21 protein-coding genes and 1 pseudogene are annotated in these 23,672 nt (G+C 56.4%); 8 read left to right on the top strand and 14 right to left on the bottom strand.

Annotation, left to right across the window (positions count from 1 at the left end; translation table 11 throughout):
• Positions 1–170 precede the first annotated feature (170 nt).
• The 3 genes from glyA to ABH909_RS07625 all read left to right on the top strand — a co-directional run bounded on the left by glyA (position 171) and on the right by ABH909_RS07625 (position 2,986).
• Positions 171–1,424: a serine hydroxymethyltransferase gene (glyA, locus tag ABH909_RS07635; protein WP_007895259.1), complete on the top strand. Its 1,254-nt coding sequence runs from the start codon at positions 171–173 to the stop codon at positions 1,422–1,424.
• A gap of 367 nt (positions 1,425–1,791) precedes the next feature.
• A complete protein-coding gene (locus ABH909_RS07630; RefSeq protein ID WP_429431810.1) occupies positions 1,792–2,364 on the top strand; it encodes a hypothetical protein in 573 nt (190 codons plus the stop codon).
• Between the two features lie 67 nt (positions 2,365–2,431).
• Complete coding sequence (locus ABH909_RS07625) at positions 2,432–2,986, top strand: hypothetical protein (protein ID WP_429431807.1); 555 nt, start codon at positions 2,432–2,434, stop codon at positions 2,984–2,986.
• A 200-nt stretch (positions 2,987–3,186) separates the two neighbouring features.
• On the opposite strand, the gene lanM is transcribed toward ABH909_RS07625, so the two are convergent.
• The 5 genes and pseudogenes from lanM to ABH909_RS07600 all read right to left on the bottom strand — a co-directional run bounded on the left by lanM (position 3,187) and on the right by ABH909_RS07600 (position 10,072).
• Positions 3,187–6,321, bottom strand: coding sequence for a type 2 lanthipeptide synthetase LanM (gene lanM / locus ABH909_RS07620; protein WP_429431804.1), 3,135 nt, complete (start codon positions 6,319–6,321; stop codon positions 3,187–3,189).
• A gap of 57 nt (positions 6,322–6,378) precedes the next feature.
• A complete protein-coding gene (locus ABH909_RS07615; protein ID WP_429431801.1) occupies positions 6,379–6,528 on the bottom strand; it encodes a hypothetical protein in 150 nt (49 codons plus the stop codon).
• A gap of 131 nt (positions 6,529–6,659) precedes the next feature.
• Positions 6,660–7,631, bottom strand: coding sequence for a GTPase (gene yjiA, locus ABH909_RS07610; RefSeq protein ID WP_429431798.1), 972 nt, complete (start codon positions 7,629–7,631; stop codon positions 6,660–6,662).
• 161 nt (positions 7,632–7,792) lie between these two features.
• Positions 7,793–7,990, bottom strand: coding sequence for a YbdD/YjiX family protein (locus tag ABH909_RS07605; RefSeq protein WP_007895266.1), 198 nt, complete (start codon positions 7,988–7,990; stop codon positions 7,793–7,795).
• Positions 7,991–8,004: 14 nt separating this feature from the next.
• Positions 8,005–10,072: pseudogene (locus tag ABH909_RS07600) on the bottom strand (carbon starvation CstA family protein).
• A 159-nt stretch (positions 10,073–10,231) separates the two neighbouring features.
• On the opposite strand from ABH909_RS07600, the gene ABH909_RS07595 reads away from it, so the two are divergent.
• Positions 10,232–10,600 (top strand): PilZ domain-containing protein, encoded by a 369-nt coding sequence (locus ABH909_RS07595; protein WP_429431795.1) that lies wholly within the window; start codon positions 10,232–10,234, stop codon positions 10,598–10,600.
• 40 nt (positions 10,601–10,640) lie between these two features.
• On the opposite strand, the gene radA is transcribed toward ABH909_RS07595, so the two are convergent.
• The 3 genes from radA to katB are packed head-to-tail and all read right to left on the bottom strand — an operon-like array spanning position 10,641 to position 14,207.
• Positions 10,641–12,008 carry a DNA repair protein RadA gene (gene radA, locus ABH909_RS07590; protein ID WP_007895270.1) on the bottom strand — a complete coding sequence of 456 codons (1,368 nt, stop codon included), beginning with the start codon at positions 12,006–12,008 and terminating at the stop codon, positions 10,641–10,643.
• Positions 12,009–12,053: 45 nt separating this feature from the next.
• Complete coding sequence (locus ABH909_RS07585; RefSeq protein ID WP_429431791.1) at positions 12,054–12,608, bottom strand: ankyrin repeat domain-containing protein; 555 nt, start codon at positions 12,606–12,608, stop codon at positions 12,054–12,056.
• Positions 12,609–12,665: 57 nt separating this feature from the next.
• Positions 12,666–14,207: a catalase KatB gene (katB, locus tag ABH909_RS07580; protein WP_429431788.1), complete on the bottom strand. Its 1,542-nt coding sequence runs from the start codon at positions 14,205–14,207 to the stop codon at positions 12,666–12,668.
• A 285-nt stretch (positions 14,208–14,492) separates the two neighbouring features.
• Between katB and mscL the strand changes: the two genes are divergently transcribed.
• Entirely contained in the window at positions 14,493–14,906 is a 414-nt protein-coding gene (gene mscL, locus ABH909_RS07575) for a large-conductance mechanosensitive channel protein MscL (RefSeq protein WP_429431785.1), read from the top strand.
• A gap of 44 nt (positions 14,907–14,950) precedes the next feature.
• Here mscL and ABH909_RS07570 read toward each other — a convergent pair whose 3' ends face one another.
• Positions 14,951–15,727 carry a ferredoxin--NADP reductase gene (locus ABH909_RS07570; RefSeq protein WP_429431782.1) on the bottom strand — a complete coding sequence of 259 codons (777 nt, stop codon included), beginning with the start codon at positions 15,725–15,727 and terminating at the stop codon, positions 14,951–14,953.
• A gap of 291 nt (positions 15,728–16,018) precedes the next feature.
• On the opposite strand from ABH909_RS07570, the gene ABH909_RS07565 reads away from it, so the two are divergent.
• Positions 16,019–16,726 (top strand): autoinducer binding domain-containing protein, encoded by a 708-nt coding sequence (locus ABH909_RS07565; RefSeq protein WP_429431779.1) that lies wholly within the window; start codon positions 16,019–16,021, stop codon positions 16,724–16,726.
• 190 nt (positions 16,727–16,916) lie between these two features.
• A complete protein-coding gene (locus ABH909_RS07560) occupies positions 16,917–18,041 on the top strand; it encodes a methyltransferase (protein WP_429431777.1) in 1,125 nt (374 codons plus the stop codon).
• A 66-nt stretch (positions 18,042–18,107) separates the two neighbouring features.
• Here the strand turns inward: ABH909_RS07560 and ABH909_RS07555 are convergent, their stop codons facing one another.
• The 3 genes from ABH909_RS07555 to ABH909_RS07545 are packed head-to-tail and all read right to left on the bottom strand — an operon-like array spanning position 18,108 to position 20,777.
• Positions 18,108–18,275: a DUF2474 domain-containing protein gene (locus ABH909_RS07555; protein ID WP_258622847.1), complete on the bottom strand. Its 168-nt coding sequence runs from the start codon at positions 18,273–18,275 to the stop codon at positions 18,108–18,110.
• A 51-nt stretch (positions 18,276–18,326) separates the two neighbouring features.
• Entirely contained in the window at positions 18,327–19,334 is a 1,008-nt protein-coding gene (gene cydB / locus ABH909_RS07550; RefSeq protein ID WP_429431774.1) for a cytochrome d ubiquinol oxidase subunit II, read from the bottom strand.
• Positions 19,335–19,337: 3 nt separating this feature from the next.
• On the bottom strand, positions 19,338–20,777 hold the full coding sequence (locus tag ABH909_RS07545; RefSeq protein ID WP_429431771.1) for a cytochrome ubiquinol oxidase subunit I: 1,440 nt from the start codon (positions 20,775–20,777) through the stop codon (positions 19,338–19,340).
• A gap of 525 nt (positions 20,778–21,302) precedes the next feature.
• Here ABH909_RS07545 and ABH909_RS07540 point away from each other — a divergent pair.
• Positions 21,303–22,544: an MFS transporter gene (locus ABH909_RS07540; RefSeq protein WP_429431768.1), complete on the top strand. Its 1,242-nt coding sequence runs from the start codon at positions 21,303–21,305 to the stop codon at positions 22,542–22,544.
• Positions 22,545–22,565: 21 nt separating this feature from the next.
• Here the strand turns inward: ABH909_RS07540 and ABH909_RS07535 are convergent, their stop codons facing one another.
• Both ABH909_RS07535 and ABH909_RS07530 read right to left on the bottom strand, forming a co-directional pair.
• A complete protein-coding gene (locus ABH909_RS07535; RefSeq protein ID WP_429431764.1) occupies positions 22,566–23,117 on the bottom strand; it encodes a DJ-1 family glyoxalase III in 552 nt (183 codons plus the stop codon).
• Between the two features lie 67 nt (positions 23,118–23,184).
• Positions 23,185–23,640, bottom strand: coding sequence for a DUF4879 domain-containing protein (locus tag ABH909_RS07530; RefSeq protein WP_429431761.1), 456 nt, complete (start codon positions 23,638–23,640; stop codon positions 23,185–23,187).
• Positions 23,641–23,672 lie beyond the last annotated feature (32 nt).

Genomic DNA, 23,672 nt, shown 5'->3' with positions numbered 1-23,672 from the left:
GGAACGCATTTCAAGGTGGGAGCAGGCTTGCTCGCGAAGGGGCCAGTCCAGACACCGAAAATCCGGCGCATGAACACCACTTGTCTGCGACATGATGTCCTTTCATATGCCATCTAAAAGCGGTTGGGTTAGAATGCCCCCCTTTTCTGCCCCGATCCTTGAGGACCGCCATGTTCAGCCGTGATTTGACTATTGCCAAGTACGACGCCGACCTTTTTGCCGCCATGGAGCAAGAAGCTCAGCGCCAGGAAGAACACATCGAGCTGATCGCTTCGGAAAACTACACCAGCCCAGCGGTGATGGAAGCTCAAGGCTCGGTACTGACCAACAAGTACGCCGAAGGTTACCCGGGCAAGCGCTACTACGGTGGTTGCGAGTTTGTCGACGTGGTTGAGCAACTGGCCATCGACCGCGCCAAAGAACTGTTCGGCGCCGATTACGCCAACGTTCAGCCACACGCCGGCTCCCAAGCCAACAGCGCCGTTTACCTGGCCCTGCTGCAAGCCGGCGACACCATCCTGGGCATGAGCCTGGCCCACGGCGGTCACCTGACCCACGGTGCCAGCGTTTCATCCTCCGGCAAGCTGTACAACGCCGTTCAATACGGTATCGATGCCAATGGCCTGATCGACTACGACGAAGTCGAGCGCCTGGCGGTCGAGCACAAGCCGAAAATGATCGTGGCCGGTTTCTCTGCCTATTCGCAGATCCTCGACTTCCCGCGTTTCCGCGAAATCGCTGACAAAGTCGGTGCCTACCTGTTCGTCGATATGGCTCACGTGGCCGGTCTGGTCGCCGCAGGCGTCTACCCGAACCCGGTTCCATTCGCTGACGTCGTGACCACCACCACGCACAAGACCCTGCGCGGTCCACGTGGCGGCCTGATCCTGGCTCGCGCCAACGCCGACATCGAGAAGAAGCTGAACTCCGCCGTATTCCCGGGCGCCCAGGGTGGCCCGCTGGAGCACGTGATCGCTGCCAAGGCGATCTGCTTTAAGGAAGCGCTGCAACCTGAGTTCAAGGCCTACCAGCAACAAGTGGTGAAAAACGCCCAGGCCATGGCCGGCGTGTTCATCGAGCGCGGTTTCGACGTTGTGTCGGGCGGTACTCAGAACCACCTGTTCCTGCTGTCGCTGATCAAGCAGGAAATCTCCGGTAAAGACGCCGACGCCGCTCTGGGCAAAGCGTTCATCACCGTGAACAAGAACTCGGTACCGAACGATCCACGCTCCCCGTTCGTCACCTCCGGTCTGCGTTTCGGTACCCCGGCTGTCACCACTCGCGGCTTCAAGGAAGCAGAGTGCAAAGAACTGGCCGGCTGGATCTGCGACATCCTGGCAGATCTTTCCAACGAAGCAGTGATCGACGCCGTTCGTGAGAAAGTCAAGGCCATCTGCAAGAAGCTGCCGGTGTACGGCGCTTAAGTGCTTCGCTAAAACCGCAGCAATGAAAAACCGGCCAGTGATGGCCGGTTTTTTTTCGCCCGTTATGAAGATCAGCACTGTTTAAACCCGGTCCTGCGCATTATGGGCATGATCGTGCATCCGGCGCCGATCAGTATGTTAGGCACGATTGCCTTCTACTCCCGTAAGCGAGTGTATGTTTGTCCCCCGTCCACTTAAAACAAAGTTGACGATTGTCGGCAACTAATGACAACCCACTCAAACAACTTCCATAACCACGGCGCACACCAACATATCGCAACACATCACTTTTTCACCCTGCATCAAATATCTGATAAATATCTCTTTCCGCACTGCAAATAAAACTTTTATAACTCACGGATGAGACATGAGCAATAACCGACAGAAATCCTTCATCGCCAGCCTTGAATTACATGACGAATATCTGGAATTCCTGGGGAATCTTTACGAAGATCCGGTCACCAGGCACTCCACATTTTTCTCTGGTGGTTTCTATACAGGTGCCTCTTCGAAGATCGACGATTCCCATCTACTGGGAATAAAGCCTCGCGAGCCGTCCTTGAAGATCGCCCCGCTGAATATCTATTTCCGCTGCGCGGAAGACTATTACACACTCCAGATCCTGTCGCCGGGTACGCATACCGACAAATGTATAAGCAAGGATAATTCTGGAGTACTGGGAGCCTTTCCACCTGCTGGCAGCGATACAACATCGTTCAATCTACTGAACCTGCAAGATAGCATCGTCACCCTGGATGATCTGCGTGCAGACACTCACCAGATCAGGCTCAAGGCCCGCAACGCCGGGCAGATCAGCAGCATTCGCCGACAGGGTGCGCCGTACGTTTATCTGGTGGACATAAAGCGCCGCGGCTTGATCTTCAATCTGTGCATTACCGAACGAAACGTGCCATACGCAAACGATCCAGACGATATCTGACACTCACTGATACTTCTGCTTTTAACTTCGTGAGCAATATCGCAACTCAACATACAAGGTATATACAATGAGCACTGACCAAGAGAAATCTTTTATCGCCACCTGCAGCACATCATTTGGCTACCCGCATTTTCCCGCACTTACCTATGGGAGAAAGTACACCACCTTGAAACTTGACTACGAGGCTTTCAGCTTTAACTCACACATGGATGTTTCCAACTATTTATTCCTCAAGCCTGACTTGCCTGCCGACTCATTGACCTTTTACTTCAGGTGCCAAGACGACTATTACACGATCTACATATTCACCAAAGGCACCTACTACTACATGACCCTTAGCAATGAAGAAGATGACTTCATCAATGCCTACGCCTCCCAGGATGGTGACCAGACCACTTTCAATTTGCTGAATACAAACGGCAAGATTGTCACCCTTGATGATTTTGCAAATGACTCCCCGACCATCAGAATACAAACACGCGGCGGCAAGCTTCTGCGCCAGGGCTATTCTCGCGCCAAATACAACCCCAAGATCGGAACACCTGTTCGGCTGCAAGCGCCGAAAAGCAAAACGGTTCTGGATTTCAAACTGAATATTCTGCAGCGAAACGTCCCGTACTGAGGTCTGTCGACGGTGTGCCTTCCGGATAACGCTTGATTGCCTTGAACACCTGCGCCCCCTCCTCCACCGTTCTGAAGTGGGGGCGCCCTGTTGTCAATGAGTTGCGAGGCGGGCGCCCCCCTGGCGTATCTTCTCTACTGGTAGCGCTTGCACCTGGCGGACGCACGTCTGCTTTGTGGATGCCCTGGAGCGAACCGACATCAGTGCAGCAGTGCGCTTGATGACACAATATCTGGATGATCTTGAACAGAGGCTGCTGGGCGAGCATCCATAAACGTCAACGACAGGACATTCGGCAACGTAGGCTCTACCGCATACAGCAACGCCTGACCCGCCCCTGTGAGTCCCAGCATCATCCCGAGAACAGGTACGCTGTTTTGCGTCATGAAGTCTTCATTGAGGAAGTTATCTGCTACCTCGGAGAACGCCTGCTGGCTCCTCGCAATTCCCTGTTTGTTTCCCGTGCTGCGATACAGCTCCATCAAACACACCAGATTACCGAAGTCACCATGGCAAAGGCTGTAGCCGGACCCAAGTCCGTGGTGCCAGAGATTGTGCTCGCACTGACTGATATCGTTGTCGACGATTGCCCCAAGCTCCACACTGAATACACCTTTAAGCGCTTTCTTGAGTTGCAACCTGGAAATCAGGATCCCGGCATCGCCGTGACACCACTTGATCATGTGGGACGACTTCGAAGCATCACGCAGATCCAGCCAGAATCCCTGGGCTTTCAGGCGGTTTTCGTCCTTCAACAAGGCCGCGATCAGCGGGACGAGCGCCGCACTCCCCGTCACCTCATAAGCTTTGCCGAGCGCCTGGAGAATGCCGGAAATCCCGTGGGAGAATCCGGTGAGCAAAGGCGTTCGACAGGACTTGCGCACAAATCCTCCCTCTTCGCTCAGCAGCTCGGCTTGAATGGCTGCCGAGAACTTTTCTATGAGAGGGATCAAACTGCCTCGCTTTTCTAGCTGATACAGATTCACCAGTATCGTGACCGTCCCGCACCATCCATTAAGGAAGTCAAACTCGTCATCCTGACGCGGAAAGTCGGCGAGCTTGAGCAATAGGTCATCAATGGTCGCGCGATGGATATCCTGCCCCAAGACCTGTTGATGGTTGACTAGAACATAGAGGTAAGACGCCAGGCCGAAATAGGCGCTGACCGCCATGTCGCTGTCAAAATGCTCGTGGGATCTGGACATCGAGTCGACAATTCGGTCGGCCATGCTCAAGTGTTCTGGCTGACCGCTGACTCGAAACAGGCTCATGTAAAAAACAGCCAACCCACCCATGCCGCTGTACAGGCTGTTACTCATGGGCGAGAGGTAGTTACGTCGAGTTGTCGGATGGGTATTGAGGAAAGACCACGCTACATCCCCGTCTTCGCCCCCAATGCTCAACCGTTCGATCACCGCCGCAACTCTCAGCGCCCCTGCGAGATAGCCCGCCATCCGCATACCCGGCACACCTTTCTGGCGATGCTGTCTATTCAAGGGCATGGCGCCATTGCCCGAAGGGAACAGGCACTCGCGCAGGATGAGTGTCTGAAAAGCTTTGTCCTTGACGGACAGATCGCTCAGCTTTCGTCGGCAGTTTTCAAGTGGGCTCTCGATGTCGAGTTCAGCCACGAACCCGCCATGACCGCTGAACAATCGATTGGAGTCGATAGGCATGCTGAAACTTGGGATATTTGCCCGCTCCAGATCGACCGACTCGTGACCAGGAACATGTTTACCAATAAGCGTTTCGGACAACTCCGACCACAAGGTGGCCAACAGCAACTGGCGATGGAGCATGCATTGCATAAAGCGCGGATGCAGCGTCAACTCGATGAAGTCCACATAGCGCTGGGTATTCTTGATTAATACCCGTGTTTTCAACTCACTGGCATGCTGACGGATCAACGCCAGTATCGCGCTCCGATGCTTCATCACCTCATCGTAGGCCAACCCAAATCCTTCAAAAATGTCTTCCTGATAGTCTTCCAGCGAACGTGGCAGGCCATCGAGAACCGGAAGGTGTCGGATAATCGGCGTCTTTTCGATGCTGACCCGCTTCAAGTGATAGAAACCTTGCTCACGAACCAGACGCAGTACATTTGAGGTGAAGTGTTTTTGTCGGGTCAGGCCGCTGAAGTCATTTTCAGAGCCAGGTGAATAGGGAATAAAACCCGTCGCGAATATCGATTGACCGTTCAGTTTCAACGTTTTGAACAACGCACTGGTACCGGGAAGGTCGCCCTTAAGATCAATCATTGAAGCTGTAAACAGACACTCAAGATCGATCATGACAGGACTGCTCCCGCACGCGATGATGTTCTCATAGTGAAAATCCATGCCATTCAGGGCATGGGCAATCGCAATCTGCGCTCCCGCTCTTCGGTAGTACAACGCCACATCACCTACCGTTTCACAGGCTCGGTTCTCGACCTTTTCGATCCAGCAATGGTCGTCTCTGCAGATCAACGATGGGGTATGCGCAGAGAAACACTCGTCATGGTTGTTCTCGTGCAACAGCCTCATCAACGCGCCATAGAACTCCGCTTCGCGGTTACTTCTTGGTTTGTAGACCAACGAAGTGGTAGCGATCTGAACAGCACAGACCGTTTCGCCGTTGGCATGGGGATCGCCCCATCCAAGGTCGATAGAATCTATTCGTCGCCCTTGCAGTGCGAATAGCTGAGCCAGCGCATCGACGTCCTCGGCAAAATGAGAGATGACTTTGTACAGGTAGGCGGATGTGCTTTCCATTTGCTGGATCAGCAGGTCAGTCAGTACCGGATAGGACGCCAGGAGCAGGCCTATCGACTGGGTACCAAGAAACTGTTCGAAGGTGTTCAGGTCCGTATCGACGCCTTGTGATATTCGCGTATTAAGACAATGAACAAGGGACTTTTGCGACAAACGCTTAAGACAGGCTATTACATAAGGCTGGACACTGACCAGCAATGATTCGGCATTGAAATACTGACAAACTTCGACATACCTTCTATCACGCTCAAATACTTGCTTGAAGTAACAATAAAAAACCCTATAAAAGCCTTCAAATGTTTCCTGACTCGTACTGCATGGCCGACCACCACCACTCAAAGCAACGATCAGTTGAATTTTATTGTGCAAAACTTCTATCGAGGCGTGCTGTAAATACTCACAATACTCGGCACCATTCTCGAGCCGCTCAATCAGCTCATTCCTATTCATGCCGAAATACTTTATAACGGCGTCATCATCCTTATGCAGCATTTCCATGGTCTTGCGCAGTAAGTCGACATCGACTCCATTTCCCGCGCCCGATGTTTCACGCTCCTGGAACGTCAGAATATCAGCCAACATGCTTGCCACCCTTGACCAAAATGGCAGGTCGTCGACCTGCCATATATTACTGACGATTTAGCAGAAAACCGTACAACCCAGGCTCTCGCAGGTAATCGCGGTGGTGGACATAACTTCAACGCCCGCCATCTTATTGATACCGCCTTTTACATAGGCTTCAAACTCACTGTCGAAATCGCCAGACATATCCAGGATCTGCTCTTTCATATAACGCTCCAATATCAACTTAATAGGTGCCTTCATTGGCACCCAAGAAAGTTAACATCATCGAAATACCAAAGCCCGCTACAAATTCCAACTTAATGTAACCACCCCAATTCATCATAAACACTAACAATTTAGTCTATTGCAATTTTTGCGAACCCTTCACGAATTTTTTCTTCGGGCAACTCATCAGCAATAAACACAATGATACTTTCCCGCACTTCATCATCGGCCCACTCGGTATCCCAATCGAAACCGTACAACTTCAGCACCCCTTGAAACACCATGCGCCGCGGTTCGCCAAGAATGTTCAAAACACCTTTGTAGCGCAGCAGTTGCTTGCCATGCTCTTCCAGCAGTTCGTTCATGAACTCACTGAGTTTGTCGATATCCAGCGGCTTGTCGGTGCGCAACACCAGGCTGGAAATGCGATCGATGGAGGGCGCCTTGCTCACCGGGCGCAAACTCACGCCACCACCGAGGTCGGCATTGAGGTTGAAACCGCGCACGTCGAGCAGTTCAGCCAGATCAATCTTGCCGTGGTCGACCACACGGATTGGCGCGCGACGGTTGATGCGGATCAGGCGCTCGCTGAGGGCAGTGAAGGTCGGTTCGTCCACCAGATCCCGTTTGCTCACCAGCAAGCGGTCGGCAAAGCCGATCTGTGCCTGGGCAATGGTCTGGGTCAGGTGCAGGTCGGCGTGGGCCGCGTCCACCAGGGTGATGATGCCGTCGAGGATGTAGCGCTCACGCAGTTCTTCGTCGATGAAAAAGGTTTGCGCCACGGGAGCCGGGTCGGCCAGGCCGGTGCATTCGATCACCAGGCGGTCGAAGGCGATTTCGCCGCTGTCCAGGCGTTCCAGAAGCAGGTACAGCGCTTTGGTCAAATCGGTGTGGATGGTGCAGCAGACGCAGCCGTTGGACAGCGTCATCACTTGCACCGGCTCGTCACCCAACAGCTGGGTGTCGATGCCGGCGTCACTGAATTCATTTTCGATCACGGCGATTTTCAGGCCGTGCTCGGCTTTGAGCAGGTGGCGCAAGAGCGTGGTTTTTCCCGCGCCGAGAAAGCCACTGAGGATTGTTACTGGAATGGGAGAGGACAAACGGGTTCTCCTGTTTCACAAAGTTAAGAAACTACACAAAACAAATGTGGGAGCGGGCTTGCTCGCGAAGAGGTCGTGTCAGTCGACATTAATGTTGAATGACACACCGCTTTCGCGAGCAAGCCCGCTCCCACAGGGATTGCATCAGCCAGGCTGTTGCATCAACAGCACTTCGGTCCACCCTTGCCACCATAACGGGCTTCCTGACGTTCTCGAAAGAACATCTCGTAGCTCATCACCGGTTTGTCCGGGTGTTTGGTTTGCATATGCTCGACGTAGTTGTCGTAGTCGGGCATGCCGACCATCAGGCGCGCGGCCTGACCGAGGTATTTACCGAGGCGACTCAGGTCATTGAACATGGTGCAATCCTCGATTACGCATCCGGCTGAGCCTGGAACGGCGATTCTTTATCCGTACGTTCTTTGGTGCCCCAGGCAGCAATGCCGACCTTGAGCGCATAGAACAGAATACTGAACACCACGAACAGGAACAGCGCGGTCAGCGTTGCGTTGGTGTAGGCGTTATAGATGACATGCTGCATCTGCTCGATGCTCTTGGCCGGGGCCAGAATCTGCCCGTTGGCCAACGCATCGCTGTATTTCTTCGCCAACGACAGGAAGCCGATGGCCGGGTTGGCGTCGAACAGCTTGATGAAGCCTGCGGTGGTGGTGCAAATCAGCAACCACACAGCGGGCAACATGGTGACCCAGATGTAGCGTTGGCGGCTTCATTTTGATCAGCACCACGGTTGCCAGCATCAGTGCGATACCCGCCAGCATCTGGTTGGAAATGCCGAACAGCGGCCACAAGGTGTTGATCCCGCCCAACGGGTCGATCACGCCTTGATACAGCAGATAACCCCACATCGCCACGCAACCGGCGGTGGCAATCAGGTTGGCGGTCCAGGATTCGGTGCGCTTGAGCGCCGGCACGAAGGAGCCGAGCAAATCCTGCAGCATGAAGCGCCCGGCACGGGTGCCGGCATCCACCGCAGTCAGGATGAACAGCGCCTCGAACAGGATCGCGAAGTGGTACCAGAACGCCATGGTGTTTTCACCCGGCAGCACACTGTGCAGGATCTGTGCGATACCGACCGCCAGGGTCGGCGCACCGCCGGCACGGGCCAGGATGGTGGTTTCACCGATGTCCTTGGCCACTGCTTGCAGCGCTTCCGGGGTAATTGCAAAACCCCAGCCGCTGACGACTTGTGCGACAGCCGCTACATCACCACCGACGACCGCCGCCGGGCTGTTCATGGCGAAGTACACGCCCGGCTCGATCACCGACGCGGCCACCATGGCCATGATCGCCACGAAGGACTCCATCAGCATGCCGCCGTAACCGATGTAACGGGCGTTAACCTCGTTATCCAGTAACTTCGGCGTGGTGCCGGAGGAGATCAGCGCGTGAAAACCGGACACCGCGCCACAGGCAATGGTGATGAACAGGAACGGGAACAACCCGCCCTTCCATACCGGCCCGGTGCCGTCGATGAACTGGGTCAAGGCCGGCATTTTCAGCTCGGGCATGGTGATCAGGATGCCGATCGCCAACGCAACGATGGTGCCGATCTTGAGGAAGGTGGACAGGTAATCACGCGGCGCCAGAATCAGCCACACCGGCAATACCGCAGCGACAAAACCGTAGCCAATCAGCATCCAGGTGATCTGAACCCCGGTAAAGCTGAACGCCTTGGCCCACACCGGGTCAGCGGCAATCTGCCCGCCCAGCCAGATCGAACCCAGCAGCAACGCCACGCCGATCACCGAGATTTCACCGATGCGGCCCGGGCGGATGTAGCGCATGTAGATGCCCATGAACATCGCGATCGGGATGGTCGCCATCACCGTGAAAATACCCCACGGGCTTTCGGCCAGGGCCTTGACCACGATCAGCGCCAGCACCGCAAGGATGATGATCATGATCAGGAAGCAGCCAAACAGCGCGATGGTTCCGGGGATGCGGCCCATTTCCTCACGGACCATGTCGCCCAGGGAGCGACCGTTGCGGCGGGTGGACATGAACAGGACCATGAAGTCCTGAACCGCACCGGCCAGCACCACCCCGGCAATCAGCCACAGCGTACCGGGCAGATAGCCCATCTGCGCCGCCAGGACCGGGCCGACCAGCGGCCCTGCGCCAGCGATCGCTGCAAAGTGGTGACCGAAAAGGATGTGTTTGTTGGTCGGCACATAGTCCAGACCGTCATTGTTGAGCACGGCGGGCGTCGCCCGACGCGGATCGAGTTGCATCACATTGTTAGCGATGAACAGGCTGTAGTAGCGGTACGCGACCAAATAAATGGCCACGGCGGCGACCACAATCCACAAGGCATTGATCGCCTCGCCTCGGCGCAATGCCACTACACCCAGGGCGCACGCTCCCAGGATTGCCAGCAGCAGCCAGGGTAGATGGCGTAGCAGGCTATTATTATTTTTCATTTTATGATTCCAGCCAGAGTGGACAAGAAAGACAGCCATCCGGAGTTTAGCGCTACTGACAGCAAAGGCCATACCCCGACATTGATCCAGGGCCTTGTCTTGGCTGGCAGGTTTTAATGATGCGGGTCTATAGTCAGCGGACATTCAGAGGATTGCGCCATGAGTGACCACCCCGCTGATCGCCGTCGCTTCAAACGTTTTGCGTTCGATGCCCGAACCGAGCTGAGCCAAGGAGAGTTCATCTGGCCGGTGAAGTTGATCGACCTGTCGCTCAAGGGGCTGCTTATCGAGAAGCCCGAGCCGTGGCTGGGTAATCCAGACTGGCATTTCCTGGTTGATATTCATCTTAACGAAGACGTAGAGATCAAGATGGATGTGATGTTGACCCACGATGACCAGGGTCAACTCGGGTTTGTCTGCAAACACATCAGCCTGGAATCCATCGAGCGTCTGCGACGGTTGGTTGAGCTCAATCTGGGTGATCCGCAAGAGCTTGAGCGTGAACTGGGCGCCTTGATCGAAGTTTGACGGCCCGACGCTCCCACAGGGATTGTGTTCGATTCGGCAGCTATTCGAACAACGCATCCAGCGCCTGCTCCAGGCGTGTCACGGCAATAATCTGCAACCCCGGCGGCGCTTCTTTCGGCGCATTGCCCTTGGGCACGATGGCGCGCTTGAAGCCGTGCTTCGCCGCCTCTTTCAAGCGTTCCTGACCACTTGGCACCGGGCGCACTTCACCCGACAAGCCAACTTCACCGAACACCAGCAGATCATGGGGCAGCGGCCGGTTGCGCAAACTGGACATGACCGCTGCCATCAAGGCCAGGTCAGATGCTGTTTCCAGCACCTTCACCCCGCCGACCACGTTGAGGAACACGTCCTGGTCGTGAGTCGGAATGCCGCCGTGTCGATGCAAAACCGCCAGCAACATGGCCAAGCGATTCTGATCCAGACCGAGCGTTACCCGGCGTGGGTTGGCCATATGGCTGTCGTCCACCAACGCCTGCACTTCCACCAGCATCGGCCGGGTGCCTTCCCACGTTGCCATGACAACACTACCCGGGACTTCTTCCTGGGCGCGGGTCAGAAAAATCGCCGAAGGGTTAGAGACTTCTTTCAAGCCCTTGTCGGTCATGCCGAACACGCCCAATTCATTCACTGCGCCGAAACGGTTTTTCACCGCCCGCAACAAACGCAGGCGCCCATCGGATTCGCCTTCGAAATACAGAACGGTGTCGACCATATGCTCCAGTACTCGAGGGCCAGCCAGTGCGCCTTCTTTGGTGACATGACCGACGAGAAAAATCGCCGTACCGCTTTGTTTGGCGTAACGCACCAGCAGCGCCGCACTTTCGCGAACCTGGGAGACGCCACCCGGTGCCGATTGCAGTTGCTCGGTGAAAATCGTCTGGATCGAGTCGATCACCATCACTTTGGGTTTTTCCTGCCGGGCCGTGGCGATGATGGTTTCGATGCAGGTTTCGGTCATCACCCGCAGCTGATCCTGAGGCAAGCCCAGGCGCCGGGCGCGCATGGCCACTTGTTGCTGGGACTCTTCGCCGGTGACATACAGTGCCGGCATGCTCTTGGCGAGATTGCACAAGGTTTGCAACAAAATGGTCGACTTGCCGATGCCTGGATCACCACCGATCAGCACCACCGAGCCATCCACCAGGCCGCCGCCCAGAACGCGATCCAGCTCGCTGGACGCCGTGGAGAAACGCGGGATTTCTTCGACGCTGACTTCGGCCAGGGTTTTGATCTGCGCCTGTTGGCCAGTCCAACCGGTGCGCCCGCTGGGGGCTGCGGCGCCGCCACTCTCGACCATGGTTTCGGTCAGCGTGTTCCAGGCCCCGCATTCGCCGCATTGGCCGGCCCACTTGGGGAAGGTTGAGCCGCACTCGGTGCAGCCGTACATGCGCTTGGCCTTGGCCATCTGAACTCCCGGCAAAAACCGCGATGATAGCTCAGCTCGGGCGGATCAGCGCGGCGCCGCCGTACGGATTTCACCGCTGGCCAGACGCGCGGCACTGTTACCCAGCGGATCTTCGGCGTTCAGGTCCGCCCCCTTGGCCTTGAGGACGTCCAGCAACTCGACGCGCTTGAACAAGCCGGCGTACATCGCGGCAGTCTGTCCCGCGCCGTTGCGTTGGTCGGGGTTGCACTGGGCGGCCAACAGCGTTCTGGCAATCTGCACTTCGCCTTTGAAAATCGCGCCCATCAACGCCGTATTACCACGTTGATCCTGAACGCAGGCGTCCGCCCCGGCAGCGAGTAAACGCTCCACCGCGGCGCTGTGCCCGTGATAGGCGGCCAGAATCAGTGCGGTGTAACCCTTGCTGTCGCGAGTATCGAGGGAATAGCCAGCCTCGATGAAAGTCTCGAGCATCGGCCCATCACCGCGTCGAGCGGCATCAAAATAGTAATCCTGTAGTTGGGCTTTCAGCGCCTGAGGGTTCTTCGAGGCTTGCACATCAGGCCCGGCGAACACACTGAGCGACCAGCACGCCAGAAACACAGACAGATAAAAACGCATGGCGCAACTCCTTGATCAGACGGGACCTCGCATGAGGCCCCGTTTCAGGCAGATGGATCAGTCGACCAGCTTGGCCGCCAGCGCCTTGACCCGGGCCAGATCACCCTTGGCCACTTTGGCTACCCCGGTCCCGTATTCCGTGTCGGCCTTGTACAGGAACGACAGGATGATGTGCTTGCTCTCATCGTCAGTGGTAGCCAGCGAGCCACCAAAGCTGTCGATCAGATCCTGACGCTCCTTCGGGTTGAACGAGCGATACAGATCACCGGCCTGCTTGAAGTTCTGTTCGCGCTGAATCTTCACCTGCTGCGTGCTGCCCGACAGGGCCGACTGGCTGTAACGCGCGGTTGGCGGCTCTTCACGAGACAGCAGGCGACTTGGCTGGTAATTTACGCCGGTGCTGCTGGCGCCGATGTTCATTGCGCCATCCTGATTACCGTTGTTCACGGCGACTTTGGGTGCGTTGATTGGCAACTGCAGAGCATTGGCCCCCAGACGATACAGTTGAGTATCGGCATACGAGAACACTCGCCCTTGCAATAAGCGATCTTCCGAAGGTTCGATACCCGGAACTAAATTGGCCGGGGCCATGGCCACTTGTTCAGTTTCCTGGAAAACATTCGCCGGATTACGATTCAACACCATTTGTCCAACTTTTCGTTCCGGCACACCTGGCCAGATCTTGGTCGCATCCAATGGATCGAAATCAAACTTGGACAGATCTTGTGGATTGAGAACCTGGATGTACAAGTCCCATTTAGGAAAGTTGCCCTTGTTAATATTGGCGACCAAGTCGTTAGTCATATGACTGTAGTCTTGACCTTGAACATTAGTGACTTCTTTAGGGTCGAGATTTTTTATTCCCTGCAAACTTTTCCAGTGAAATTTTACATAGTGCACATCGCCTTTGGCGTTCACTAACTTGTAGGCATGTACACCGTTACCGTCCATCTCCCGATAACTGGCCGGCGTACCGGAGTTGGAATACAACTCGGTCAAGGTGCGAGTGGCTTCTGGAACATGGGAGAAAAAGTCGAAACGACGGGAATCGTCGTCAAGGTTGGTACGCGGATCCGGCTTGAAGGCATGAACCATGTCTGGAAACTTGATCGCATCACGGATGAAGAAGGTCGGGAAATTGTTGCCGACCAGGTCCCAGTTGCCGTCTGCGGTGTAGAACTTGGTGGCAAACCCTCGTGGATCACGCAAGGTTTCCGGCGAATGGTTGCCGTGAACCACCGCCGAAAAACGTACAAAAACTGGTGTGCTCTGGCCACCGGCGAACACCTTGGCCTTGGTCAGGTCACTGAGGTCGTCGGTGACGGTGAATGTGCCATGGGCGCCAGTGCCGCGGGCATGCACCACGCGTTCGGGAATGCGTTCACGGTCAAAACGCTGGAGTTTCTGGATCAATTGTATGTCTTGCAGCAGCACCGGCCCGGTCGCGCCGGCGGTTTGCGAGTTCTGGTTGTCGCCGACGGCGGCACCGTTATCGCGGGTCAAGGTCGCAGCATTGACGGAGAAGGACAGCAGGCTGGCGGTCAGAACGCCAAGAGTACGACGGAGGGGAAAAGCCCCGAGGCCAAGGGGAGTTGTCATGGAAGTTTCCTCTGATTTTATAAAGCGCATCCAGGTGCGCCCCACAGAGGCTAGTGACCCAAAGGCCAAAACATAAATAGAAATCCCGCACCGAGCCGATAGTGAAAAGGTTCTGTAATGCCCGGTCTAGAGCGGGTAATCGCGCGCGACTGGTGGCACTTTGTAAACTAAATGCCAAAAGATGTGTCGATAATAGCGGGCATTGTAAGGCGGTGTTTCGAGCGCCAGCCGTTTAGCTGATTTACACTGCGTTCACCAACCTCATCTGTAACAAGGAAATAACCTATGGGCGTGATAAGTGAGTTCAAGGCCTTCGCGGTCAAAGGTAATGTGGTCGACATGGCCGTGGGTATCATCATCGGTGCCGCCTTCGGCAAAATCGTTTCATCGTTTGTCGGCGACGTGGTGATGCCGCCAATCGGCTTGCTGATCGGTGGGGTGGACTTCAGTGACCTGGCTATTACGCTCAAGGCTGCCAACGGTGACGTGCCAGCGGTGGTGCTGGCCTATGGTAAGTTCATCCAGAGCCTGATCGACTTCATCATCGTCGCTTTCGCGATCTTCATGGGCGTCAAGGCCATCAACCGCCTGAAACGTGAAGAGGCCGTTGCGCCAACGCTGCCGCCGGTTCCGACCAAGGAAGAAGAGCTGTTGGGCGAGATTCGCGATCTGCTCAAGGCTCAGAACAATCAGCCCTGATGACGGATTGCCCCAAGCAACGGCGCCTTCAGGGCGCCGTTTGTTTACCAGTAGTTTTCCACTGCCACCTGGCCGGGCCGTCGACTGAGGCTCAAGTGCATGCCCCGTTGTTTGAGCAATTTGCGTGTGTCATCGATCATCTGCGGGTTACCACAGAGCATCACCCGCGAATGCTCGGCGGTCAGCCTTACACCGGCCGTGCGCTCCAGTTCGCCACTTTCCATGAGTGTCGTGATCCGCCCATTCAGGGCCCCCGGAGGCTGCTCGCGGGTGACGGTGGCGATGAACTGCAGCTTGTGCGCGTACTCAGCCAGATAATCGCGCTGGGCCAGCCCTGCAATCAGCTCCTGATACGCCAGCTCCCGCGCTTCGCGCACGCTGTAAACCAGGATGATTCGTTCGAATTTTTCCCACACCTCGAAGTCCTGCAGGATCGACAGAAACGGCGCCAGCCCCGTGCCTGTGGATAACAACCAGAGGTCACGGCCATCGACGAAGCGATCCAGCGTCAGATACCCAAAAGCCTGCCGGTCGACGAGCAGCGTATCGCCGACTTCCAGCCGGCTCAGTTCACTGGTGAACTCCCCTCCCGGCACGACAATGGAGAAGAACTCCAGGAACTCGTCAAAGGGGGACGAGACCATGGAATAAGCCCGCCACACCGTACTGCCGTCGGCCTTGGTCACGCCCAACCGAGCGAATTGCCCAGCGCGAAAACGAAAGCCCGAATCCCGGGTAGTGCGCAGGGTAAACAGGCTTGGAGTCAACGGCTGGACGTCGAGCAGTGTCTGACGTGTGAATTTCTCTGCACTGGCAGTCATGGGTCGCTCCTTCAACAGATGACGCCAGTGTCCCGCAAAGCAGAGGGCATAAACACCGGTGATTTGTAATGGCTTTGCTTCACCTCACCAAACAGTAGAAACACCGAATATGACACGCTGTTGATACTTGCTGTTCGTTAGTACAGCTAAGAACCGGTTAATGCAGTTCCAATTTTTTTTTAAGAGCAAAAAAATTCATCATACAAGTAAGAATTCTCCTACACTCGGGACGTGCCAGGATATTGGATCCAACAAGCACCAATGCAAGTAGGTCCGCAATGGAGTTTCCACATGAAAGTCTGGAAGGAATCACAGTTTACGCAGCTTTCTTACGCTCAGAAAATAGAGACGGCGTACGAGATTTCTCTCAATCTCGTTAAAAATCTTGGCTTTAATTTCTGTGCATTTTCAATAACATCCCAAATAAAGGAGAGATGCCACCATACGATCAATCTGAATAATTATCCCACCGAATGGAACACGAAATATGAACAGGAGCATTTCAGTGAAGTCGATCCGATACTGGCTCATTGCAATCATTCCGAATTACCGATTCTTTGGCAGGAAGAAATCTTCTGCAAGACCCCCACATTGTGGCAAGCACAAAAACAGCAAGGATTGCGCTATGGCTGGTCCCAATCCGTTCATGATGAGAATGGGCTTTGCAGCATACTGAGCCTGGCCAGAAGCCACTGTCCGATTACGATGCATGATCTGTACAAAAATCTGGGCTACGCGCTGTTCATTAGCCGTCACCTGCACGGGCTTGTCGCGAAAGAACTGCCTGCGGCCTCAAAATCAGGCACAGTGCATTTATCATCCCGGGAAATCGAGGTGCTGAGATATTCAGCCCTTGGCAAGACAGCAGACGAGATCGCGATCATCCTCTGCCTGAGTTCAAGCACCGTACAGTTCCATATACGCGGCGCTATCCGAAAATTCGGTGTAAACAACAAGATTGCAGCGGTGATCAGAGCCGCGAAAGTGGGCGTCATCTGAATCTGTTTGAATCCGGTAATCCCCGCGAGTAATCCAGGCGAAAAAACCGTACCATTTGCGATCCATCCTGAGTGATGCCGTGTGAAACTCCCACGACGCAGTCCACTCGGATGGTTCGCCCGCTGCAAGCCCCTGAGCGGCGGGCCATTCGTTGATTATCCTCCGTTGACTACCCAGAGTCCCCCGCCTCATGCCTCTGCTCGAAACCCCCTTCGCTCAACTCGATCTGATCCGCCAGCCAGAACAGCAGAACGAACCGTTGCAAGCCTTTGATGCCGCAGACGAATACCTGCTCAATCATCTGGCCGGGCAACAACCGGCCGCCGATAGCCGCGTGCTGGTGCTCAATGACAGCTTCGGGGCTTTGGCCGCCAGCCTGGCGGGCAAGGTTCGGGTGACCAGCAGCGGCGATTCGTTTCTGGCTTTTCTGGGGCTGGAAAAAAACTTGATACGCAACGGCCAGACGTTTGATGCAGTGCCGAAGGTGCCTGCCAGTGAAACGTTCGTCGGGCCGTTTGACCGGGTATTGATCCGGGTACCGAAAACCCTGGCCCTGCTGGAGGAGCAACTGATCCGGCTACAAGGGCAACTGGCTCCCGGCGCTCAAGTGATTGCGGCCGCGATGGTGAAGCATTTGCCACGTGCTGCGGGCGATCTGCTGGAACGTTACATCGGCCCGGTGCAAGCCTCGCTGGCGGTGAAGAAGGCTCGATTACTGATCGCCACAGCCGAAGCCAAACCCCCTGCTATCTCTCCCTACCCGACCCGCTATCGACTCGACGAACCTGCGATCGAACTGCTCAATCACGCCAATGTGTTCTGCCGCGAAGGGCTGGATATCGGTACGCGGGCCTTTTTGCCACATTTGCCGAAGAACCTCGGCACGGCGCGGGTTGCCGACCTTGGATGTGGCAACGGCGTGCTGGCGATTGCCAGTGCCCTGCAAAACCCTGAGGCGCACTACACGCTGGTGGACGAATCGTTCATGGCCGTGCAATCGGCCGCTGAAAACTGGCGCATGGCGCTAGGCGATCGCGACGTGATCGTGCGGGCCGGCGATGGGTTGGCCGAGCAGGAACCTCAATCCCTGGACGTGGTGCTGTGCAATCCGCCGTTTCACCAACAGCAAGTGGTCGGCGATTTCCTGGCCTGGCGGATGTTCCAGCAGGCGCGTGAAGCGTTGGTGGTGGGCGGCGCGTTGTACATCGTCGGCAACCGTCACCTGGGTTATCACAGCAAGCTGGCGCGATTGTTCCGCGGCGTCGAGCAAGTAGCCGCCACGCCCAAGTTTGTCATTCTCAAAGCCCGTAAATAAAAGCGAAAAAAAACCCTCCATCGGGAGGGTTATGAATCCGTGCCGCAAGGCAACGGGATGGGAATTTCAGTGGGTACTCAGGCCCGCGGCATTCATGAACATCCGCATTAGCGTGGCCACGATGAACAATGCCACGACGCTGCCGGCCCAGATCATCGCCAGCCAGCCGAGGCGCTGCCACAGCGGCTTTTTCTCGGCGGCTTCGATTTCCTGCAAAGTGGGTTTGCCAGCCATCATCGTTTTCTCCTCTGCAACGGCGCAGGATTCAATGCTGCGCCGTAGTCATTAGTGGTAACCATCTTCGTGGGTGACCTTGCCGCGGAACACGTAGTAGCTCCAGAAGGTGTAGCCCAGGATGAACGGAATGATGAACAGCGTGCCCACCAGCATGAAACCCTGGCTTTGCGGCGGTGCGGCGGCGTCCCAGATCGAGATCGACGGCGGCACGATATTCGGCCACAGGCTGATACCCAGACCGCTGTAGCCGAGAAAGATCAGCACCAGGGTCAGCAGGAATGGCGTGTAATGCGCATTGCGGGCTACCGCCCGAATCAGACCGTACAAAGTCACCAGCACCAGAATCGGCACCGGCAGGAACCAGAACAGGTTCGGCAGGGTGAACCAGCGTGCAGCGATTTCCGCATGGGCCAATGGCGTCCAGATACTGACGATGCCAATCACCGCCAGCAACACGAAGGCCAGTGGTCGCGCCAGATCATGCATCTGCTCCTGCAACTTGCCTTCGGTTTTCATGATCAGCCAAGTGCAACCGAGCAGTGCGTAAGCCACCACCAGCGCCGCACCGCAGAACATCGTGAAGGGTGTCAGCCAGTCGAGCGAACCGCCGGCAAACTGACGATCGACTACCGGTAGCCCATCGATGAACGCACCCAATGCCACGCCCTGGAAGAAGGTTGCGGCGATCGAGCCACCGATGAATGCCTTGTCCCAGAGGTGGCGTTTGTCGTCCTTGGCCTTGAAGCGAAACTCGAAGGCCACACCGCGAAAAATCAGCCCGATCAGCATGAAAATCAGCGGCAGGTACAACGCCGAGAGCACCACCGAGTAAGCCAGCGGGAAAGCGCCGAACAGTGCTGCGCCGCCCAATACCAGCCAGGTTTCGTTGCCGTCCCAGACCGGGGCGACGGTGTTCATCATCACGTCCCGATCGCTCTTGCCCTTGATGAATGGGAAGAGAATTCCGATCCCAAGATCAAAGCCGTCCATGACCACGTACATCATGATGCCGAAGATGATGATCACGGCCCAGATCAGCGGAAGATCGATACCCATGATTCAAATCTCCTTGTTCAGGCTGTGGTTGTGATCAGCGTCACCATTGTCATCGGCTGCGGACAGCGGACGGGCTGGTGTGCGTTTCTGGCCAGGACCGCCTTCGTTGGTTTCCTTGCCTTCGTCGATCTTCGGCCCTTTGCGCACCAGGCGCATCATGTAGCCAAGACCGGCACCGAACAGCGCGAAATACACCACGACGAACATGATCAAGGTGATGCTCATCTGCACGAAGCTGTGGCCGGAGGATGCATCCGCCGTGCGCATCAACCCATAAACCACCCACGGCTGACGGCCGATTTCAGTGGTGAACCAGCCGGCGAGGATCGCGATCAGGCCTGACGGCCCCATCCACAGCGCCAGGTACAAGAACGGCCGCGAGGTATACAGCTTGTCGCGCTTGCGCAGCCACAGACTCCATAAACCAGTGAAGATCATCAGCACGCCCAGGCCGACCATGATCCGGAACGACCAGAAGACGATGGTCGAATTCGGCCGGTCTTCAGGCGCGAACTCCTTGAGTGCCGGTATTTGCTTGTCCAGGGTATGGGTCAGGATCAGGCTGCCCAGGTAGGGAATCTCGACGGCGAATCTGGTTTTCTCGGCTTTCATGTCCGGCCAGCCGAAGAGGATCAGCGGGGTCGGTTCATCGCCGATGTTTTCCCAATGGCCTTCGATCGCAGCGATTTTCGCCGGTTGATGCTTGAGCGTATTGACGCCGTGGAAGTCGCCGATGACCGCTTGAATCGGCGCCACGATCAGCGCCATCCACATCGCCATCGAGAGCATGGTGCGGATGGCCGGGTTGTCCTTGCCGCGCAGCAAGTGCCAGGCCGCCGACGAACCGACGAAAAACGCGGTCGCCACGAACGCCGCCGTAGCCATGTGCATCAGACGGTAAGGGAATGACGGGTTGAAGATAATCGCCAGCCAGTCCACCGGAATGACCTGGCCATTGACGATTTCGTAACCTTGCGGGGTCTGCATCCAGCTGTTGGAGGCCAGAATCCAGAAGGTCGAAATAAGGGTGCCGATGGCGACCATGACCGTCGAGAAAAAGTGCAGCTTGCGTCCGACCTTGTTCCAGCCGAACAGCATGACGCCAAGGAAACCGGCTTCGAGGAAGAAGGCGGTGAGCACTTCATAGGTCAGCAATGGCCCGGTCACCGAACCGGCGAAGTCCGAAAAACGGCTCCAGTTGGTGCCGAACTGATAGGCCATGACCAAACCGGAAACTACGCCCATGCCGAAGTTGACGGCAAAGATCTTCGACCAGAAATGATACAGATCGCGATAAGTATCGTTGTGGGTCTTCAACCACAGGCCTTCGAGCACCGCCAGGTAACTCGCCAGGCCAATGGTGATGGCCGGGAACAGGATGTGAAACGAAATGGTGAATGCGAACTGAATCCGGGCGAGATCAAGAGCCTCCAAACCGAACATACGTCTTCCTCTGTCAGGTAATACCGGCTGAAGGCTTGCGGCCTACACCCACTGTCCCCACGGATATGGAGTGTGGCGAATTCGAATTCGTTCTTTTTAGACCACCATCACAAACGTAGGGAGTCTGGCCATCTGGCCGCCGGATCAATTCCCAAAGGGTCTTGATCTGGATCAAGCAACGTTGAAAGAGTAGTCGCATTTTTGCCGATGGACGGTGTGGTCTTTTGCCGCGTGACAGGTTGCCTCATAGGTTTGGGCATGAGCTGCAATACATTCCCATGGCGAGAGAGCTTGCCCCCGCTCGGCTGCGCTGCAGTCGTAAAACCGGGTGATGCGATATGCCTGTGGGAAACGGGTAGCAGGTTCGGGGCTGCTTCGCAGCCCAGCGGGAGCAAGCTCCCTCGCCACAGGGGGTTTAAGGGCTGCGCAGATCGGTGTCTAGCTAACTAAATTTCCTAGCCTTGCAACTTCTGGTTACAGCCTGGTGATAATCTCACCCATCCCCTCGCCCAGACCTGCCTTCAGATGCCCAGCCAAGCGCCCCTGCTGTTACGTCATCACCGCCCGTTTATCGCGTTCTGGCTGGCTCGGGTGTTTACCGCCAGCGGTTTTCAGATGCTCACGGTGGCCATTGGCTGGAATCTGTATCAACTGACCGGCAATGTGCTCGATCTGGGCCTCGTGGGGTTGGTGGAGTTTGCCCCCCGCGTGCTGTTCATGCTGCACACCGGGCATGTCGCGGACCGCTATGACCGGCGCAAGGTCGCGGCGATCTGTCAGTCCCTGCAAGCGCTGATTGCCCTGTCGCTGGCCATCGGCAGCGCGACCGATCAGGTTACCCGGGAGATGATCTTCATCCTCGCGTTCTTGCTCGGCGCTGCCCGCTCCTTCGAAATGCCGACGACTCAGGCCTTGCTGCCGAGCATCGTACCCAGCGCGTTATTCCCCCGTGCCGTTGCCGCCGCGCAATCTGCGCAACAATCGGCCACCATTGTCGCCCCGGCGCTGGGCGGTTTGCTCTATGCCTTCGGCAGCGTCTGGGTGTATGGCCCGACGGTGATCCTTTACCTCATTGCCTGTGCGTTGATGCTCAACCTCCCGGCCCGGCAAACACCGCTGAACAAGGGCAAGGCCACCCTGGATTCGCTGCTGGCGGGCGTCCGCTTCATTCGCAGTCGCCCGGACATTCTCGGGGCGATTTCCCTGGACCTGTTTGCCGTCCTGCTGGGTGGCGCAACCGCGCTGCTGCCGGTGTTCGCCAAAGACATTCTGCTGACCGGTCCCTGGGGCTTGGGCCTGCTGCGTTCGGCCCCGGCAGTCGGTGCGTTGCTAATGTCGTTGTTTCTGGCGCGATTTGCCGTTGAGCGCAACGTCGGACGGGTGATGTTCACGGCCGTGGGCGTATTCGGCGTGGCAACGATCGCTTTCGGCCTGTCGACTTCGTTCTGGTTCTCTCTCGCCGTGCTGGTGGTATTGGGCGCTGCGGACATGATCAGCATGGTGATCCGCGCCTCGTTCGTGCAACTGGAAACCCCCGACGAAATGCGCGGCCGAGTCAGTGCGGTGAATGGCTTATTCATCGGTGCTTCGAATCAGCTCGGCGAATTCGAATCCGGCCTGACCGCCCACTGGTTCGGCACGGTGCCGGCAGTGGTCATGGGCGGTATCGGCACGCTGATGGTGACCGGAGCCTGGATCAAACTGTTTCCGACCTTGGCCAACCGCGATCGTATGCATGAGCCGGTGGAAGAAGCAGTCAGGGCCTGACGGAGTTGCCCAGGGCACGCTTTAAACCATCAACTCCCCCGCCACCGTCGACCGCGTAGCTTTGCCGCAGAGTTGCTCCACCAGCGTCAGCGCAAACTCCAACGCGGCACCTGAGCCCTGAGCGGTGATGCAATTGCCATCGACCACCACCGGTTTATCGACGAAATTGCAGCCTGACAGTTGATTGCTGACTGTGGGCAGGCAAGTCATGCGTCGCTGGCGCAAAACGCCAAAGGTTTGCAGCGCCAGCGCCGGAGATTCGGCAATTCCGGCGAACAGGCGCCCGGCGGCGGACTGATCCTTGATCAATTGTTGCAAGGGTTGGTGGGCCGCCAAATGCTGCGACCCTACAGCACCGCCAGGCAGCACGATCAGGTCGAAGGGTTGGGCGAGCAAATCCACCAACATCGCATCGGCGGTCAAGCGGGTGCCGCGAGCGCAGGTGAGCATCCGTCGTGCCTCGATGCTGGCCACCACCACTTCAACCTTGGCGCGGCGCAGCACATCGATCAGGGTCACGGTTTGCAAATCGTCGATGCCCTCGGCGAGGGTAATCAGGGCTCTAAAGGTCATGGGCGCGGTCCACAGGATATTCTTTAAAGCGTAGTCAGCTTTCCTGACCCTTGTTCAAGGCCAGCCGTTACTTGATGTAAAGCTGCGTCGACATCGTATTGCCGGGGGCGTTGATCGAGGTGTTGCTGAACGTGAAGATGCCGTCCTGCTTGCCGGCCAGGTTGAAGATGTACAGATAGCCGACGGTTTTTTTCCCGGCGGAGCACTCGGTCAGGTTACCGGTATCAAAAGCACAGACAGGAGTGCGGGTGCCGTTCACCTCGAAACCGTCCAGTGCGACATGGGCTGCACGGCCGTAGCCGACTTCCAGCACGTACACCTTGATGTTTGGTCCCTTGTGATCGCAACGGGTTTGCGCCTGGCCGTCCGCGATATTTTCAAAGCCACAGCCTGGTGATTCGACCTTAAGCACCTTCACCTGGCTCAATGGTTGAGCCATGGCCGCAGAGGCTGTTGGCACGCCGATGAGACAGCTGAGCAGCAATCCAAATGCCGCAATCACACGCTTATTAATGCAAGACATAACTACCCCCTCCCTCCCCCAAAAAAACAGCG

Source organism: Pseudomonas sp. BS3782 TE3695, assembly GCF_050435305.1.
In the GTDB taxonomy this organism is placed as follows: Bacteria; Pseudomonadota; Gammaproteobacteria; order Pseudomonadales; family Pseudomonadaceae; genus Aquipseudomonas.
This window is presented reverse-complemented; position numbering and strand designations above follow the sequence as displayed.